Annotated in this window: 16 protein-coding genes; 5 read left to right on the forward strand and 11 right to left on the reverse strand. The window is 70.6% G+C overall.

Going from position 1 to position 16310, the window contains the following annotated elements:
* The 3 genes from BGO91_RS18415 to BGO91_RS18425 form a co-directional block, all read right to left on the reverse strand.
* On the reverse strand, window positions 1-723 hold the full coding sequence (locus tag BGO91_RS18415) for an alpha/beta hydrolase (protein WP_290474188.1): 723 nt from the start codon (window positions 721-723) through the stop codon (window positions 1-3).
* A 794-nt stretch (window positions 724-1517) separates the two neighbouring features.
* Window positions 1518-2954 carry an argininosuccinate synthase gene (gene argG, locus BGO91_RS18420; protein WP_290474189.1) on the reverse strand — a complete coding sequence of 479 codons (1437 nt, stop codon included), beginning with the start codon at window positions 2952-2954 and terminating at the stop codon, window positions 1518-1520.
* 10 nt (window positions 2955-2964) lie between these two features.
* A complete protein-coding gene (locus tag BGO91_RS18425) occupies window positions 2965-3456 on the reverse strand; it encodes a MarR family transcriptional regulator (RefSeq protein ID WP_290474190.1) in 492 nt (163 codons plus the stop codon).
* Between the two features lie 59 nt (window positions 3457-3515).
* Here BGO91_RS18425 and BGO91_RS18430 point away from each other — a divergent pair, with 59 nt between their 5' ends.
* On the forward strand, window positions 3516-4136 hold the full coding sequence (locus BGO91_RS18430; RefSeq protein WP_290474191.1) for an NAD(P)-dependent oxidoreductase: 621 nt from the start codon (window positions 3516-3518) through the stop codon (window positions 4134-4136).
* 34 nt (window positions 4137-4170) lie between these two features.
* Here BGO91_RS18430 and BGO91_RS18435 read toward each other — a convergent pair whose 3' ends face one another.
* Window positions 4171-4737, reverse strand: a complete 567-nt coding sequence (locus tag BGO91_RS18435) for a M15 family metallopeptidase (protein WP_290474192.1) — start codon at window positions 4735-4737, stop codon at window positions 4171-4173.
* A gap of 111 nt (window positions 4738-4848) precedes the next feature.
* Between BGO91_RS18435 and BGO91_RS18440 the strand changes: the two genes are divergently transcribed.
* The 3 genes from BGO91_RS18440 (at window position 4849) to BGO91_RS18450 (ending at window position 8197) form a co-directional block, all read left to right on the forward strand.
* Complete coding sequence (locus BGO91_RS18440; protein WP_290474193.1) at window positions 4849-5511, forward strand: hypothetical protein; 663 nt, start codon at window positions 4849-4851, stop codon at window positions 5509-5511.
* Between the two features lie 1429 nt (window positions 5512-6940).
* A complete protein-coding gene (locus tag BGO91_RS18445; protein ID WP_290474194.1) occupies window positions 6941-7354 on the forward strand; it encodes a hypothetical protein in 414 nt (137 codons plus the stop codon).
* A gap of 285 nt (window positions 7355-7639) precedes the next feature.
* Window positions 7640-8197, forward strand: coding sequence for a hypothetical protein (locus BGO91_RS18450; RefSeq protein WP_290474195.1), 558 nt, complete (start codon window positions 7640-7642; stop codon window positions 8195-8197).
* Between the two features lie 134 nt (window positions 8198-8331).
* On the opposite strand, the gene BGO91_RS18455 is transcribed toward BGO91_RS18450, so the two are convergent.
* The gene (locus BGO91_RS18455; protein WP_290474196.1) at window positions 8332-10044 is read right to left on the reverse strand and encodes an amidase; all 1713 of its coding nucleotides are present in this window, start codon (window positions 10042-10044) and stop codon (window positions 8332-8334) included.
* Window positions 10041-11120 (reverse strand): agmatine/peptidylarginine deiminase, encoded by a 1080-nt coding sequence (locus BGO91_RS18460; RefSeq protein WP_290474197.1) that lies wholly within the window; start codon window positions 11118-11120, stop codon window positions 10041-10043. The genes BGO91_RS18455 and BGO91_RS18460 overlap by 4 nt, the downstream gene beginning before the upstream one ends.
* A gap of 80 nt (window positions 11121-11200) precedes the next feature.
* On the opposite strand from BGO91_RS18460, the gene BGO91_RS18465 reads away from it, so the two are divergent.
* On the forward strand, window positions 11201-11851 hold the full coding sequence (locus tag BGO91_RS18465; RefSeq protein WP_290474198.1) for a TetR family transcriptional regulator C-terminal domain-containing protein: 651 nt from the start codon (window positions 11201-11203) through the stop codon (window positions 11849-11851).
* Window positions 11852-11907: 56 nt separating this feature from the next.
* On the opposite strand, the gene BGO91_RS18470 is transcribed toward BGO91_RS18465, so the two are convergent.
* The 5 genes from BGO91_RS18470 to BGO91_RS18490 form a co-directional block, all read right to left on the reverse strand.
* Entirely contained in the window at window positions 11908-12960 is a 1053-nt protein-coding gene (locus tag BGO91_RS18470; protein WP_290474199.1) for an alpha/beta hydrolase, read from the reverse strand.
* Window positions 12961-12997: 37 nt separating this feature from the next.
* Complete coding sequence (locus BGO91_RS18475) at window positions 12998-13876, reverse strand: alpha/beta hydrolase (protein WP_290474200.1); 879 nt, start codon at window positions 13874-13876, stop codon at window positions 12998-13000.
* On the reverse strand, window positions 13873-14619 hold the full coding sequence (locus BGO91_RS18480; RefSeq protein WP_290474201.1) for a 3-hydroxybutyrate dehydrogenase: 747 nt from the start codon (window positions 14617-14619) through the stop codon (window positions 13873-13875). The genes BGO91_RS18475 and BGO91_RS18480 overlap by 4 nt, the downstream gene beginning before the upstream one ends.
* 207 nt (window positions 14620-14826) lie before the next feature.
* Entirely contained in the window at window positions 14827-15156 is a 330-nt protein-coding gene (locus BGO91_RS18485; RefSeq protein ID WP_290474202.1) for a hypothetical protein, read from the reverse strand.
* 139 nt (window positions 15157-15295) lie between these two features.
* Complete coding sequence (locus BGO91_RS18490) at window positions 15296-16264, reverse strand: Gfo/Idh/MocA family oxidoreductase (RefSeq protein WP_290474203.1); 969 nt, start codon at window positions 16262-16264, stop codon at window positions 15296-15298.
* Window positions 16265-16310: the final 46 nt, after the last annotated feature.

Here is a 16310-nt window from a genome sequence, read left to right on the forward strand (position 1 = left end):
TCAGAATACTGAGGCGAGTGCCGCGGTGATCGCATCGCGGGCCCGGTCGTCGCTGATCGTGGCCGTCCCGTCGCCCGGCTGCAGGCCGTAGTCGCCGAACTGGCCGTGCGTCATCCCGGGCACCTCGACGAACGTGGCGTCGGAGGGGAGGAGGTGCGCCGCATCCCGGATCTTGGCGGGCGTGCTGAGGCCGTCGTTCCCGCCGCCGATCGAGAGCACCTCGAGAGTGGTCTTCGAGAGGTCGTTCGCGCAGTAGCTGCCGAACAGGATGAGCCGGCTGACCGCCGGGTCGTCGGCCAGCTGGCACGCGCGCACGCCGCCGAGCGAGTGGCCGCCCACCGCCCAGTCGGTCACGCCCGGCGCGAGGCTCGTGAAGGTGCTCAGCGGGCGCGTGTCGAAGAACGCGAGGTTGAGCGTCGGCTTCGTGATCACGACCGTCAGCCCCGTCTCCGCCACCGCACCGGAGAGCTTGTAGAGGTACGCGTACGGGTCGACCCGCGCGCCCGGAGCGAACACCAGGCCCTCGCCGGACGCCTCGCCCGTCGGCGACATGACCACCGCGTCGCCCGCATCCCGGATCTGCACCGCCGGATCCGTCCACGCCGCGATCGCCGCAGGCCGCTCGCCCATCATCGGCGTGTTCGCCCAGCCGAGGAACCCGATCACGACGAGCACCAGCACGGCCGCGACCCAGCTCGCGATGACCCCGATCCGCTTTCCCATCCCCCCACCCTACGCCGGATGCTCAGCCAGCTGACTATCTCGGGTGCGGGGGCGGGTGCGGGTGCGTGTGCGCGCTCGCTCCGCCCGCGAGGGGTGAGTAGTTGCGGGTAAGGCGCCCCGAACACCCGCAACTACTCGCATCTCGCGCGATGCGGGCGGGGCGGGCGTGGACAGGCTCCTGCGAGGGGTGAGTTGTTGTGGGTAAAGCGAGCCGGATACCCACAACTACTCGCATCTCGCAAGATGCGGTCGGCGTGGGTGTGGACAGCCTCCCGCGAGGGGTGAGTTGTTGTGGGTAAAGCGAGCCGGATACCCGCATCTGCTCACCTCTCGCGAGCTGCGGGAGGCGTGCGAGTGGCCGCGCGCCTACGAGGGGTGAGTTGTTGCGGGTAAAGCGAGCCGGATACCCGCAACTACTCGCCTCTCGCGAGACGTGGGAGGCATGGGTGTGGATGGGCTTCTGCGAGGGGTGAGTTGTTGTGGGTAAGGCTGGCCGGATATCCGCAACTACTCGCATCTCGCGAGACGTGGGAGGTGTGCGTGTGGACGCGCGCCTACGAGGGGCGAGTTATTGCGGGTCAGGCGTCCCGAGCACCCGCACCTACTCTCACTCCGCGAGGGGTGAGTTGTTGTGGGTAAGGCGGGCCGGATACCCGCAACTACTCGCCTCTCGCGAGATGCGCGAGGGGCGGGTGCGGACAGGCTTCCGCGAGGGGTGAGTTGTTGCGGGTAAGGCGGGATGGATACCCGCAACTACTCACCCCTCGCGAGGCGCGAAGCGCAGCGCGTCCCGCTCAGTCGGTGCCGGAGTCGAAGGCGGCGCCTTCGGAGCTGGCGTCGATCTCGCGGGAGAGGGCGTCGTCGGTCTCGTCGACGTCGAGCTCCAGGATGGCGCGGGCGCTGCCGGCCTCCAGGGTTCCGACGAGCTCGGCGGTGGGGCCGCCGATGAGGCCGGAGGCCGCGTACTGCTCGAGGCGGGAGCGGGAGTCGGCGATGTCGAGGTTGCGCATGGTCAGCTGGCCGATGCGGTCCGCCGGGCCGAACGCGGCGTTGCCGACGCGCTCCATCGACAGCTTGTCCGGGTGGTAGCTGAGCGCCGGGCCCGTGGTGTCGAGGATCGTGTAGTCGTCGCCGCGGCGCAGGCGGAGGGTGACCTCGCCGGTGATGGCGGAGCCGACCCAGCGCTGCAGGGATTCGCGCAGCATGAGCGACTGCGGGTCGAGCCAGCGGCCTTCGTACATCAGGCGGCCGAGGCGGCGGCCCTCGTTGTGGTAATTGGCGACCGTGTCCTCGTTGTGGATGGCGTTGAGGAGGCGCTCGTAGGCGATGTGCAGGAGGGCCATGCCCGGCGCCTCGTAGATGCCGCGGCTCTTGGCCTCGATGATGCGGTTCTCGATCTGGTCGGACGCGCCGAGGCCGTGGCGGCCTCCGATCGCGTTCGCCTCGAGCACGAGCGCGACGGCGTCGCTGAACTCGACGCCGTTGAGGGCGACCGGGCGACCGCCGTCGAAGCGCACGGACACCGTCTCGGGCGCGACCTCGACGTCTTCGCGCCAGGCGGCGACGCCCATGATCGGGTCGACGATGTCGAGACCGGCATCGAGCTCCTCGAGCCGCTTGGCCTCGTGCGTCGCGCCCCAGATGTTCGCGTCGGTCGAGTAGGCCTTCTCGGTGGCGTCGCGGTACGGGAAGCCGCGGGCGACGAGCCACTCGCTCATCTCCTTGCGGCCGCCGAGCTCCTCGACGAACGCGGAGTCGAGCCACGGCTTGTAGATGCGCAGGCGCGGGTTGGCGACGAGCCCGTAGCGGTAGAACCGCTCGATGTCGTTGCCCTTGTAGGTGGAGCCGTCGCCCCAGATCTCGACGCCGTCCTCCATCATCGCGCGCACCAGCATGATGCCGGTGACCGCGCGACCGAGCGGGGTGGTGTTGAAGTACGTCTTGCCGCCGGAGCGGATGTGGAACGCGCCGCACTGGAGGGCGATCAGGCCCTCCTCGACGAGCGCGGCCTTCGCGTCGACCAGGCGCGCGATCTCCGCGCCGTACTCGTGGGCGCGGCCCGGGACCTCGCCGATGTTCGGCTCGTCGTACTGCCCGATGTCGGCGGTGTAGGTGCAGGGGATCGCACCCTTCTCGCGCATCCAGGCGACCGCGCAGGAGGTGTCGAGACCTCCCGAGAACGCGATGCCGACTCGTTCACCGACCGGGAGACTGCTCAAGACTTTGGACACGCGCTCCAGTTTAGTGGGGCGTGCTGTGGGCGGGGGCGTCGAGTCCGGGGTGGACGCCCGCGGGGTATCCGGACGTCGCCGCCAGCTTCGTCAGGGTCGCGATCAGGGCGGTGCGCTCGGTGTCGTCGAGGGAGGCGAGCGTCGCCTGCTCCAGCTCATCGGCGAGCCGGTCGCCGGCGACGAGCACGTCGCGCGCCGCGGGCGTCAAGTGGATGGCGTACGCCCGGCGGTCGTCCGGGTGCCGCCGCCGCTCGACCAGGCCGCGCTCCTCCAGGTCGTCGATCATCCCGACCATGGAGTTGCGGTGCAGTCCGAGCGCGGTGGCGAGCTCCTGCTGCGTGCGTCCCTCCTGGTGCGACAGGTGCGCGAGGACGCCGAAGCGGTTGGGTGTGATCCCGAGCGGCGCGAGCGCGGCGGTGAACCGCTGGGCGCTCTGGAGGCCGAGCTGCGAGAGCAGGAAGCTGGCGCGCGTCTCGAGCGCGGGGATGTCGGCGGGCGGCATCCCGACATCGTACCAATCAGTGATTGCACGGCGCTGTGATCATCACCTACTATGACGATATGAAACTGACCATCTTCGGAGCGAGCGGGCGCACCGGCCGGCTCGTCGTCGCTCAGGCCCTCGAGCGCGGCGATGCGGTCACGGCCGTACTGCGTCGGCCGGCCACGGATGCGGACCCTCGCCTGACGGTCCACGTCGTCCGCGACCTCTCCGACACCGCCGCGCTGCGTGCGGCGATCGAGGGCGCCGATGCCGTGCTCTCGGCGATCGGACCGCGGTCGCGGAAGGACGCGCCGGTCGCCGGCCCCGCGACGCGCCACATCCTCACCGCCGAGCCCGGCCGCCTCGTCGTCATCAGTGCCGCTCCCGTCGAGCCGCCTCCGGCCGACGACGGCTTCCTCAGCCGACGCATCGCCCTGCCGCTGGTCGGCCGCATCCTGCGCCCGGTCTACGACGACCTGCGCGAGATGGAAGCGGCGCTGCGCGCGTCCTCCGCGGCCTGGACCGCGCTGCGCCCGCCGACGCTGACCGACCGCGCCGCGACCGGACGCTACCGCACGCGCATCGGCGGCAGCGTCCCGCGCGGCTTCACCGTGTCCCGAGGCGATCTGGCCGCCGGGATGCTGGACTGCCTCGGGCGGCCCGAGACGATCCGGGAGGCGGTCGGGATCGCCGGGTGAGTGGGGTGGCCGCGTCATGCCGTACCCCCGCGCGCTACCCCCGCCCGTCCGTCGCCGGAGCCGGGCACTCGCCGCCCGGCTCGGTGAGCAGCTCGAAGTGCCACATCTCGTTGGCGTACGTCTGGCAGATCCCCCATTCCGCGCCGAAGCGGTTGAGGAAGTCCATGGCGTCGGCCGTGGCGATGTCGACGGCGTCGCCCGCCACGTGGGCGGAGTCGGCGCCGCGCTTGACCCAGCGGGACGCCTCCTCCTCGCTGCCGTACTGCTGCACGGCCTGCGCGAACAGCGTCTCCTGATAGCGCTCCGACCGCCAGCCGTCCGCGATGGTGATCTCGGTGCCGCGGTCCGCCGCCGACGCCTGCGCCTCCCGAAGGGCGCCGAGCAGGGCCGGGTCGAGGCGCTGCACCGCGGGCTTCCCGCTGTCGAGCGGAAGGGACGAGCCTTCGGGGATGTACCCGTCGTCGTCGCCCAACGGCCCCGTCTGCGTCGCGCGCTCCGCGTCGGGGGTGGTCTCGGAGGCCGCGGACGCGCATCCGGTGAGGGCGAGAAGGGCGGACAGGGTGAGCGCGGTGCAGAGCAGACGTCGATGGGGAACGGGCATGATCCCACCGTCGCAGCGGTGGAGAACTCCGTCATCCACCGCTCGGCGCATCCGTATCCGTCGAGCGAGGGATCTGCTAGACAGGAGGGACATCCACGAGGGGGGATCACCATGGGGGTACACCGTCCGCTTTCCGCTGCCGCCGCGCTGGCCACGGGCGCGCTCGCCGCGACCGCGCTGGCGCTCGCGCTGACCGGCTGCACGCCGGCGAAACCGACGCCCGGCTTCGTCGAGGTCACACCCGGCCTGTCGACCTCGGCATCACCCACCGCCGACGCAGAGACCGTCGCCGCCGACCCGGCGCAGCCCTCCACGTGGACCATCGGCTTCGATGGCGTCGGTCCGCTCGTCCTCGGCACCCCGTCGACGGAGCAGCACGACGTCCTCGCCGCCTTCGAGCCCGAAGTGGCCGCCGACGGCTGCGGCCTCGACTTCGTCTCGACCCCCTCCGGCCTCCGCGTCGGAACCGCCGAATCCGCCGCCGACGGCGTCACCTCCATCGTCCTCAACGTCGACATCCCCGCCGAGGCGAGCCCCGGCCCCCGCACCGCGAACGGCATCGGGATCGGCTCCACCATCGACGACCTCGTGAAGGCCTACCCCGACGCCCACAAGACCTCCGGCATGGGGGAGGGCCTCATCACCTACGCGGTGACCGACGCCTCCGGCCACTCCATCGTCTTCGGCGCCTGGCGCACCGACCCGGCGATCACCACCATCCAGGTCGGCACGGGCGACCAGATCACCGCGGAGGGGTGCGGGATCACGGCGTGAGGCCCGGCCGCCACCCGAAACCCAACGGAACGCTAGTACCCGGTCACGTGACGGAATTGTTCTGAACGTCCCATCACGAATAGTGACCCGGACGGGAGGTGTTACGAGGCGCGCAAGGACTCGCTGACGTTCCAAACGAACTGCGGGGGTGGAGGGAAGCTTTGCGCTCCTGATTTCTGGGCAACCTCAGTATGATCCAGCGCCCGGATCTTATGACGACGACGCGACCAAGGCGAAGGGTGACGCGCACTCCGTCAAGGGGAGGTGGGCGCGGGAGGGTGTGCCGCTATTGCCAACGATTGACCTCTGTGGCCTGCCCCGTCCAGGGGGTGCAGAAGCGTATCGCTCATGGGCAGCGCAGAAACGCGCAAATATGCGGCTTGAGGCGGCAAGGAAGGCGGAAGACGAGAGGCAGGAGCCTTCCGCCGGCGAGGGACACTGCGGAAGCGCTTCGGCTAAGGTCGCAATCGGTCTCAACGGTTCGTTCTGCGAAGCCCGAATGCTTGGCGGGTCTGTCGGCCTCGGTCTCGGAGATGGGGCAACAATGACGGATGTTCAGACGGCCGCGCGAACCGCGGCTGACCTCGAAGGGCTTTCAAATGGGTTTCAAGGCGGGGTCGTCGCTGGGGTGGGCGTAGTTGGCGAGCAATGCAGGGTGGATTATTCATGGCTCCTCTACTGAGCTCCGCCCAAAGAAGGCTTTCGTGCTGTTTCGTGATCGTCGGCTCCGCGGCCGCCTGGATCGCCTTGACAATCGGAATCTGCGCCTTTTTCGTCGTTACGCTTCGCGCTCCGGTGTGGGGCCTGATGGTCGCGCTGCTGAGCTTCCTTGTCGGGCTTGCGCAATTCGTCTGCGCTTTCGTTGTGTGGGGATCGCGACGTTTCCGTCCGACGTGGGGGCGGACCTCGTTGGAGCGTATAGTCACTCGGCACCTTTCTGGTCTGCCTGTGAGAACGAATATCCTCCTCGGTTGCGGGCTGGCCATCGGGGTCGCCTTTCTCGTCACTGACGCGACGATCGGCCGCGCGGAAACGGGCACCTCGTCATGGGGCGGTTGTGCGATCGCTCTGTGGATCGCCCTCGGCACGATTGTTGTAGCTCCGGTCGCCGCCGGGAACCCGAATCGTCGAAGGCGCCCCTAGCGACCGCGAACCGGCGCCGGGAAAACACATGAAACGAGGCTTCATGCGCGTCAGCGCTGCGTTTTCCCGGCATGGTGCACGACGCAGCTCGCGGCAGCGACCGAATGATCTCGCAAACGGTGTGCTCCTCAGAGCGATTCGTCGTTTTCCTTCTTCGAGCGATGAGATCGAATCGCTGCTGGTAAGGGCGGTTCGTCATCGAAAGCGACCGGGTTCGTCGTCCACGGTCGCGAAGCCGGGCGCATTCTGAGCAACAATTGCCACGTGACGAGGGGGATTCAACCGGATGACAGGCGACAGAGAGCTATTTGCGAGACGGCTCGATGCAATCAACGAGCGCGTGTGGCGAGCATTCGACGCTGAAGAGTTCGTTGTCCAAGTGGATCCGTCAATGGAATCGCTGATCATCATCGAACCGCGCCACGAAGAGCATCGGATGGCTGTGGAGTTTGCGTCTGCGCTCGCGGTGCGTGATTGGGATGATCTGCTCGACGGCGTTCTTCGACCGCGAATAGCTCAAAGCGAGGAGGATGCGGTGGTATCAGAAATATCCGCGCGCCTCTGGGACGCGGCCATGATCGCGCCTGCGTACGTGGATCGACTGGTTTATCGACACGGGTATTTTGACGGTGTTGCCAATCCCCTCAAGCTGCCGCCGAGACTCCCACCGGGAGATGGGCCACTCAAATGGGAGACGTGAAGGGTCGGGCGGGACCCAGGCCTTGACCCCTCACGAGTCGCACCCCGGCAGGGTCGGAGTCGACTTCGCTGGTGTTAATGCACGACGAGGAGATTTGGGTCAGACGTGTAGGTTCGTACCCGGGTTGCATGTCGCAATCGGTCGGGGAAGTGCGAAGACACACAAGCTGTGGTGATGATGTCGATTCGAGCCAGATTGCTGAACGCTGGTCCTGTGGTGAACGGAGAGCGTCGGACATTCGCCGCTATTTACGAGGCTTCCGTGATCGCAGGATGCGTGTCGTCCGTGGCGAGCCTCACCGTCGTGGTGCTCGTCCTGAGAGGTGATCTGCCCGTCACCGCTCTCGAGCCGACGGCCTGGACTTCATTCTCCGTTCTGGTGACGATCTCGGCCATCCTGATCTGCCTCGCCGTGACGTTCCGCGGCCACAGACGCTTGCCGCCGCTGGCTAAGCAGGCGCGTGTGCGCTTCGTGGTGCTGCTGTCGACCGCTGTCGTCGTCGGCGCCGCGACCGCTGGGATTCGGGGCATTGTGCCCTCCGATGTGTGGTCGATGGGCGATATCGGAACGGATGGCAGCACTTTCTGGTACTACGGGCGCGATCACATGCGACACCTTGCGACTGCTCTCGATTTCGATATGCAGGCGCGGATCATGAGATCCGTTCCTCTGTTGGTGCTTGTCGTCGCGAATACGTTCTCTGTGCTGTTCTGGGTGAGTGACCGACTCGCTCCAGGAACCGTCGGACGTATCTTGTTCCTCCCGTGGAGGGTGGCGCGGGAACGGCGAAGCGATCCGGATCGTCGGCTCGACTCATATGCGCCGGACGAGTGGAGGCCTTAGCGCGCCTCAACGCGAGACGGCGCCCGGTATCCAGCTCGATCCCGCGTCCGGGCGGTTGCCCCTCCACGATTTGTGCCAAATGTGGGCTATGGCGCCGCCAAAGCCCACATTTGGCACAAATCGCGAGCGGGCGCTCAGCGGGCGGGGGTGCGTGGCGGCGTCGTGCGCGCCGGGTGCGCGGCCTCGAAGGCGGCGCCGAGCGCGAGCAGTGCGGCGTCGTCCCAGGCGCGGCCGGCGAAGGTGAGCCCGACGGGCATCCCGATGTCGGCCATGGTGCCCATGGGCACGGTGACGGTCGGGATGCCGAGGTGCCGCGGCACGAGGTTGCCGTTGGCGACCCAGACGCCGTTGCGCCAGCCGAGGTCGGCGGAGGCGGGGTTCACGTCCATGTCGGCGGGGGCGACGTCGGCGACGGCGGGGAAGATCACGGCGTCGAGGCCGAGGCCGTCCATCCACTGCTCCAGGTCGACGCGGCGGGTCTCCTCCAGGCCGCGCACGCCGTCGGCCAGGTGCGGGATGCTCTCCAGCGTCGCTCCGGGATGCTCGCGCACCCAGGCGGGGTACTCGGCGATGTCGTCGTCGAAGCCGTCGTAGCGGTCGGGCAGCGCGCCGGCCGGCTGCGGGAAGATCGTGGCGCCGTCGACGTCGGCGAGCGTGTGGAGGGAGGGGTCGCCGTTGGCCTGCAGGAAGTCCTCCCAGCCCCAGGCGGAGAGGTCGACGATCTCGCTGTGCAGGTAGTCCGGCGAGACCAGGCCTCGGGTGAAGACGGTGGGCGCGCCGGAGCGGTCGCCCTCGTAGTTGGAGACGACGGGGAAGTCGACCTCGACGACCTCGGCTCCGGCCGCCTCCAGAGCACGCCGCGCGTCCTCCCAGAGCGCCAGCACCGAGGGGCGCGTGCGGATGGGCTGCCCGGTCGCGCCGCCGATGCCGCCGTGCCCGGAGGGGCCGCCCGTCCCGGTGCCGGCGTCGGGGTCGGCGTCGATGTACATGCGCGGGACGCCGAGCCGCGTGCCCGCGAGCGAGGCGTCGGAGGCGAGCGCGGGATACGACGCAGGGCGCAGCTCCGACGCCGGCGGGATGGCGACCCACGGCTGCACACGCCAGAAGTCGCCGCGCGTCTCGGTGTCGTCGGCGACGATCACGTCGAGCACCTCGAGCAGGTCCGCCATGCTGCGGGTGTGCGGCACGACGACATCCATCGTCGGCACGAGCGGCCAGTTGCCGCGCACCGAGATGACGCCGCGGGACGGGGTGTAGGCGCAGAGCGCGTTGTTGGAGGCGGGGGCGCGGCCGGACGACCACGTCTCCTCCCCGAGGCCGAAGGCGGCGAAGCTGGCGGCGGTCGCGGCGCCCGACCCGTTGGACGAGCCGGAGCCGAACGCGGCGGGGAGGAAGTCGGCGTTGTAGGGACTCTCGGCCCGGCCGTAGACGCCGCGCTGCATCCCGCCGTTCGCCATCGGCGGCATGTTGGTCAGGCCGAGCAGCACGGCTCCGCCGGCGCGCAGCCGCTCGATCGTGAACGCGTCGCGCTGGGCGACGAGCCGCTCGAAGGCGGGCGAACCGGCGGCGGCGGTCAGGCCGCGCGCGAGGTAACTGTCCTTGGCGGTGTACGGGATGCCGTCGAGCGGGCCCAGCGTCTCGCCGCGGGCGCGACGCTCGTCCGACGCGCGGGCCGCCGCGACGGCGTCGGGGTCGCGCACGACCACCGCGTTGAGCCGTGGGCCGGCGGTGTCATAGGCGTCCATGCGGGCGAGGTACGCCTCCACGAGTTCGACGGAGGTGGTCTCGCCGCGCTCGAGCGCCTCCCGCAGCCGGGCGATGCTCGCCTCGACGACGTCGATGCTCATCGGCCGGTCTCCGCAGCGCCGGTCGCTGCAACGCCGCTCGCGGCTCCGGGCAGTGCGGGCTGCTGCTGCGTGATGCAGTGGATGCCGCCGCCGCGCTCGAAGATCGGCCGCGAGTCGACCATCGTCACGCGCCGGCCGGGGTAGGCGGCCTCGAGGATCTCGGTCGCCTCCGCATCGGCGCGCTCCTCGCCGAAGCCGCACGCGACGACGCCGCCGTTGACGACGAGGTGGTTGACGTAGCTCCAGTCGACGAAGCCCTCCTCGTCGCGCAGGGTCGCCGGGGCGGCGAGCTCCACGATGTCCCAGGCGCGGCCGGCGGCGTCGGTGGTGTCGGCCAGCGCGGCGCGCAGCTCGCGCGAGACGGCGAAGTCCGGGTGCTCGGGGTCGCGCTGCGTGTGCAGCAGCAGGCGGCCGGGGGAGGGGATGGTCGCCACGATGTCAACGTGGCCGTTCGTCCCGAAGTCGTCGTAGTCGCGGGTGAGTCCGCGGGGGAGCCAGACCACGTGGGTCGCGCCGATCGTGCGGGCGAGCTCGGCCTCCACGCGGGTCTTGTCGGCGTACTTGTTGCGGCGCGGGTCCAGCTGCACTGTCTCGGTGACCAGCACGGTCCCGTCGCCGTCGACGTGGATGCCGCCGCCCTCGTTCACCAGCAGTGAGCTGACGAGCTCGGCGCCGGTGCGCTCGGCGACGAAGCGTGCGATCTCGGCCGACTTCTCCCACTCCGACCACTCCGGGTCGCCCCAGCCGTTGAAGACCCAGTCGACCGCGCCCAGCACGCCGGGGCGCTCGTCGTCGACGACGAAGGTCGGGCCGAAGTCGCGCATCCAGAACTCGTCGAGCGGCGCCTCCACCTGCTCGATGTGCGAGCCGAGCGTGCGCGCCGCGCGCTCGCGCTCGCTCGGGTCGACGACCATCGTGACCGGCTCGAACTCGGCGGTCGCGTGTGCGACGGCGGTCCAGGCGGCGTAGGCCTCCTCGGCCGAAGCGGCGTCGTCGCCGAGGGTGATGCCGGCGCGCGGGAAGGCCATCCAGGTGCGCTCGTGCGGGGCGGTCTCGGCGGGCATGCGCCAGCTCATGCGAACCTCCATGGGTCGTCGGCGATCGTGTTGATCAGATGATCAATAGATGTCCTGAAAGTACCTATACTGAACCCACCATGTCAAGAGCACCCCGCAAGCCGCCCGCCGAGCGCCGCGCCGAGATCGCGGAGGCGGCGCGCGAACTGGCGCTCGCGGACGGACTCGCCGCGGTCACCATGCGCGGCGTCGCCTCCCGCGCCGGCGTCACGCCCGCGCTCGTGGCCCACTACCACCCGGTGATGGATGAGCTGGTCGCCGCGACCTTCGCCGCCGCCGTCGCCCCGGAGGTGGCCGAGGTGCGCGCCCTGGTCGCCGTCGAGCGCGGCCCGATCGCACGGATGGCCGCCCTGCTGCGGACGCTGCTCGACGGCTCCCGCGACGACGTGACCACGGTCTGGGTCGAGGCGTTCGCGCTCGGCCGCCGCAGCGAACGGCTGGCCGAGACGGTGCGCGAGCAGATGGACGCCTGGCAGACCCTCATCCAGGAGGTCGTGGCGGAGGGCGTCGACTCCGGAGCCTTCGCCGTCGCCGACCCCGCGGCGGTCGCGTGGCAGCTGCTCGGTTCGATCGATGGCCTCAACGCGCAGGGCCTCGTGCGCTGGGGCGCCGCCGGCGACCGCTACCCGCTGCTCGCCCACGCGGCCGAGGGGATGCTGGGCCTCGCCCGCGGGATGCTGGCCGCGCCCGCTGCTGGTGCCGCGCCCTCCCCAGCAGCCGTCGAGGGGTGAGTAGTTGCGGGTAAGAGGCACTGCATACCCGCAACAACTCACCCCTCGCGGGCGCTTCAGCCCAGGTGGGCGAGCAGCTCGGCCAGGAATTCCTCCGGCTTCTCGATGTGCGGGGAGTGGCCGCAGTCGTCGAAGACGACCTCGCGGGCGCTGCCTCCGTTCGCCGCGTAGCGGTCGAGCACGGCGCGAATCTGCGCGAGCATCGGCTGCGGCGGCGCCACCGCCTCCCCGGGCCACCCGGGGATGATGCCGGCGACGCCGAGCTGGTTGAGGTCGAAGAAGGAGGCGTCGCCGACGATCGCGTCGAGCGCGCCGTGGATCCACAGCACCGGAGGCTTCTGGGGCAGGTCGACGATCCCGGAGGTGTCGAAGTGCGTGGGCGCCATGGTGTTCAGCACGCCGCGGGTTCCGGGAGCGAAGCCCGGCCAGTTCTCCGACCCGGTGGCGTCGCCGGGGTAGTTGTCCTCGCCGGTGGCGGTGCTGAGCATCGACTCCACCCAGAGGTCCTCGAGGTCGGACTCGAAGCCGGGCGCCACATATGACGAGCGGTAGACGGCGCGCGGGGAGGTCGGGGCCTCCTCGCCGGTGTCGCCCGCGGCGAGCCGTGCGACGAAGTCGGGGTTCGCGCCGCCGCCTCCCGTGCCCGATGCGTCGGCGTTGAGCAGGCTGCCGTCGGCGCCGGTCCCGCCGAAGCCGTAGGGGGAGACGGTGGAGACGAGGGTGAGGCTGCGCACGAGGTCGGGGCGGTCGAGCAGCAGCTGCATGGCGACCCCGCCGCCCATGCTCCAGCCCACCAGGTGCACCGGGCCGAGGGCGAGCGCGTCGGCGACCGCCGCGACGTCGTCGGAGTAGTCGCGCACGCCCCGCGTCGCATTCACCGGGAGGGTCTCGGAGTCGCCGAAGCCGCGCAGATCGACCGCCAGGGCGCGCACGCCGTGCGGGAGGGCGAGCATCAGCGGCTGCCAGAAGAGCGACGACGAGACGTTGCCGTGCACGAACAGCACGGTCGCCACCGGCTCGCCCGACGAGGGGCGTTCGAGCACGTTGGCGGAGAGGCGGTCGGTGGGGACGCGGCGGGCGGCGATGCCCGCGAGCAGGGTTCCGGTCATGGGGTCTCCTCGGTTCGGGTGTGGGAGGGGCGGGCGGTCAGGGGGCCGGGGCGAGCAGGGGGAGCACCTGGCGCACCCCCGCCTCGGTCATGACGATCGTGTAGTGGTTGACGTCGACGGCCTCGTGCACGCGCAGCTGCGGGAGCCTCCCTGACCACTCCGCGACGACCGCCGGATCGTAGAGCGGGTCGGCGTCGAGCAGGCCGCGCGGGGCGCGGATGAACGAGATCGGCAGGCTCAGGCAGGCCAGCGCCTCCGCGTATCCGGCGCCGCCGTCCATCTCGAGGGCGTTCACCGCGACGGCGTTCTCGCTCGCGCTCGACCGAAGCGCGGGAGGCTCCCCGGTCAGGTCGTAGTCGACGTAGCGCTCGATGGCGTCGTTCCACCACGGGCCGATCGCGGGATGGGCGCGCCAGAATGCGCGGTACTCATCCGTCGAGGCGAACCGCATCCGGAGCCGCTGCAGCGCCGGGCCGAGCACGATCGCGGGCAGGTCCTCCGGCGCGATGCCCGCGGGCGGCGCGAGAGGCAGGCCGCCGTCGATCAGGACGAGCCGCTCGATGCGGTCGGGGTGCCGCTCGGCGAACCGCACGGCGACGAACGCCCCCATGGAGTGGCCGGCGACGGGAACGCGGTCGACGCCGAGCGCATCCAGCACGCGGGCGACGTCGTCGGCGTGAGCCGTGAGCTCGTACGGCCCCGGGAGGTCGGAGCTGCGGCCGCGCCCGCGCAGGTCGGGGGCGATCAGCCGGGTGCCCGGCAGCGCCGCGGCGACGAGCTCCCAGGCGCGATGGCTGGCGGTGATGCCGTGGATGCCGACCAGCGTCGACGCATGGTCGTCGGCCTCCGGGTTCCACACGCCGCCCGCCAGCTCGCCGCCCCCGACCGGCGCCGAGAACGTGCGGTACCCGTTCACCGGGCGCTCCATCCGCCGTCCATCGTGTAGCTGGCGCCGGTGACCATCCGGGAGTCCTCGCCGGCCAGCCACAGCGCCAGGCTCGCGACCTCCGTCGGCTCGACCAGCTGCTTGATCGCCGACTCGGTCAGCATGACCTTTTCGACGACCTCCGCCTCCGGGATGCCGTGCAGGCGCGCCTGATCGGCGATCTGCTTCTCGACCAGCGGCGTGCGCACGTAGCCCGGGTTGATGCAGTTGGAGGTGACGCCGTGCGGTCCGCCCTCCAGCGCCGTCACCTTCGAGAGGCCCTCCAGACCGTGCTTCGCGGCGACGTAGGCCGACTTGTACTCGGAGGCGCGGAGGCCGTGCACGCTCGAGATGTTGATCACACGCCCGAAGCCGCGCTCGTACATCCCCGGCAGCGCCGCGCGCACGAGCAGGAACGGCGCCTCCAGCATGATCGTCAGCAGCAGGCGGAACTTCTCCGGCTCGAACTCCTCGATCGGCCGCACGTGCTGGATGCCCGCGTTGTTGACGAGGATGTCGACGTCGGGGTGGAGGTCGCCCAGCGCCTGCGTCTGCGAGAGGTCGACCTCCCACGCGTCGCCGCCGATGCGCTCGGCGACCGAGCGGGCGGCCTCCCCGTTCAGATCGGCGATGGTGACGCGGGCTCCCGCCGCGGCGAACGCCTCCGCGCAGGCCAGGCCGATGCCGCTGGCACCGCCGGTGACGAGGGCCCTGCGGCCCGAGAGATCGGTCACGACGAAGCTCCTCCCGGCGGGCGCGGACAGCCCTGGCCGCACTCTAACGCCGGGGACGGCGCGAGCGGAAGGGCGCGTCATCGGGTGGTCGAGACACGCCGTGAGCGCGATCGTGCGCGCGGCGTGTTGCGACCACCAGAGGTGGTGGTGGTGGAGGTGGAGGTGGTGGTTGTGGAGGTGGTGGGGGCCGCGCTGAGGGTTCCCGGCTTACCGCCGGACCGGGAGCTGCAGCTGGCGTGAGGGACGGCCCGTCGCCCGTGGCGCGGAGACGAAGACCTGGGCGCCCATGGTGATGAGGGCGATGCGGCCCCGCTTGGCATCCTTGGGCGTCACGCCGGCGGATCGCGCGAGCTCCTCCGCGCCGAGGGTGACGCGCCCGGTCGGGCCGGCGTTCTCGGCTTCGGCGCGCGCGACCGCGAGCACGGTTCCGGCCTCCAGGTCCCGGCTGCGGAGCGCGTCCGCGATGTCGGGATCCGTCACGCGGTGCTCGACCGCGGCGAGCCAATCGCTCGCGCTCGTGAAGACCAGATGAGGCACGGCAGCATCCTGGCACGGCCGGCCGCCGAAGCGAATGACCGATCGCTCCCGCATCCATCGGTCACGACATGCCGTCCGGCGGGGTGCGGACACGGCGTGTTGCGACCTCTGGATGCAGGACCCGGGGAGCCGGGACCCGCTACGCGTACCGCAGCCCGATGCGCTCCCGGATCGCGTCCATGCTGCCCATGATCTCGACCGACTGCGAGAGCGGCAGACGCGGGTCCTCGCCGCCCCCGGCCGCGATGAGCCGCTCGATCGCCTGCGCCTGGTACTGCATCCCGCGCCCGGTGACGGTCGCCTCGAACCGCTCGACGACGTTGTCCTCGGGGTCGAGCACCCGGAAGGAGGTCGGGGAGTAGAAGAAGGGGTCGAGCTCGATCCGGCCGTCGGTCCCGATGACGGTGGCGTTGTTGCTGCCGCGCGCATCCAGCTCGGTGGTGAGCACGGCCTGCGACCCGTTCTCGTACGAGAACAGGATGGCCGTCTGCCGGTCCACGCCGGTCGCGGTCGGCGTGGAGATCGCCTGCACGCCTGAGGGGCCGCCCAGAACATCCCACGCGAACGAGACCGGGTAGATGCCGAGGTCGAGCAGCGCGCCGCCGCCGAGTGCGGGGTTCAGCATGCGGCCGGCAGGGTCGGCACTGGCCTTCTGCGAGTGGTGGGCGATGACCGCGCGCACCTCGCCGATCGTGCCGTCCGCGATCACCTCGTGCATCCGCTGGATGTGCGGGAGCCAGCGCGTCCACATGGCCTCCAGTGCGACGAGCCCGCGGGTGCGCGCCGCCTCGGCGATCGCCTCCGCCTCGGCACGGTCCATCGTGAAGGGCTTCTCGACGAGCACGTGCTTGCCGGCCTCGAGCGCGAGGAGGGCGTTCGGCGCGTGCTGCGGGTGCGGGGTCGCGACGTAGACGACGTCGACCTGGGGATCGGCGACCAGGTCCTCATAGCTCCCGTGCGAGCGCGGGATGCCGTGCGCGGCGGCGAAGCGCGCGGCGGACGCCGACGTGCGCGAGCCGACGGCGACGACCTCGTGGCCGTGGAGCTTCAGGTCGGAGGTCATGGAGGCGGCGATGCCGCCGGTGCCGAGGATTCCCCAGGTGGTCATTCGTGTTCCTCTCGCGGGTCGCAACTCTCCGGCCATGCTATCGGCG

This window comes from Leifsonia sp. 71-9 (assembly GCF_001898805.1).
GTDB lineage: Bacteria > Actinomycetota > Actinomycetes > Actinomycetales > Microbacteriaceae > Leifsonia.

Coding starts and splice junctions, on each gene's coding strand:
- BGO91_RS18415 (WP_290474188.1), bottom strand. CDS start 723: ATGGGAAAGCGGATCGGGGTCATCGCGAGCTGGGTCGCGGCCGTGCTG.
- BGO91_RS18425 (WP_290474190.1), bottom strand. CDS start 3,456: ATGCCGCCCGCCGACATCCCCGCGCTCGAGACGCGCGCCAGCTTCCTG.
- BGO91_RS18430 (WP_290474191.1), top strand. CDS start 3,516: ATGAAACTGACCATCTTCGGAGCGAGCGGGCGCACCGGCCGGCTCGTC.
- BGO91_RS18435 (WP_290474192.1), bottom strand. CDS start 4,737: ATGCCCGTTCCCCATCGACGTCTGCTCTGCACCGCGCTCACCCTGTCC.
- BGO91_RS18440 (WP_290474193.1), top strand. CDS start 4,849: ATGGGGGTACACCGTCCGCTTTCCGCTGCCGCCGCGCTGGCCACGGGC.
- BGO91_RS18445 (WP_290474194.1), top strand. CDS start 6,941: ATGACAGGCGACAGAGAGCTATTTGCGAGACGGCTCGATGCAATCAAC.
- BGO91_RS18455 (WP_290474196.1), bottom strand. CDS start 10,044: ATGAGCATCGACGTCGTCGAGGCGAGCATCGCCCGGCTGCGGGAGGCG.
- BGO91_RS18460 (WP_290474197.1), bottom strand. CDS start 11,120: ATGAGCTGGCGCATGCCCGCCGAGACCGCCCCGCACGAGCGCACCTGG.
- BGO91_RS18465 (WP_290474198.1), top strand. CDS start 11,201: ATGTCAAGAGCACCCCGCAAGCCGCCCGCCGAGCGCCGCGCCGAGATC.
- BGO91_RS18470 (WP_290474199.1), bottom strand. CDS start 12,960: ATGACCGGAACCCTGCTCGCGGGCATCGCCGCCCGCCGCGTCCCCACC.
- BGO91_RS18490 (WP_290474203.1), bottom strand. CDS start 16,264: ATGACCACCTGGGGAATCCTCGGCACCGGCGGCATCGCCGCCTCCATG.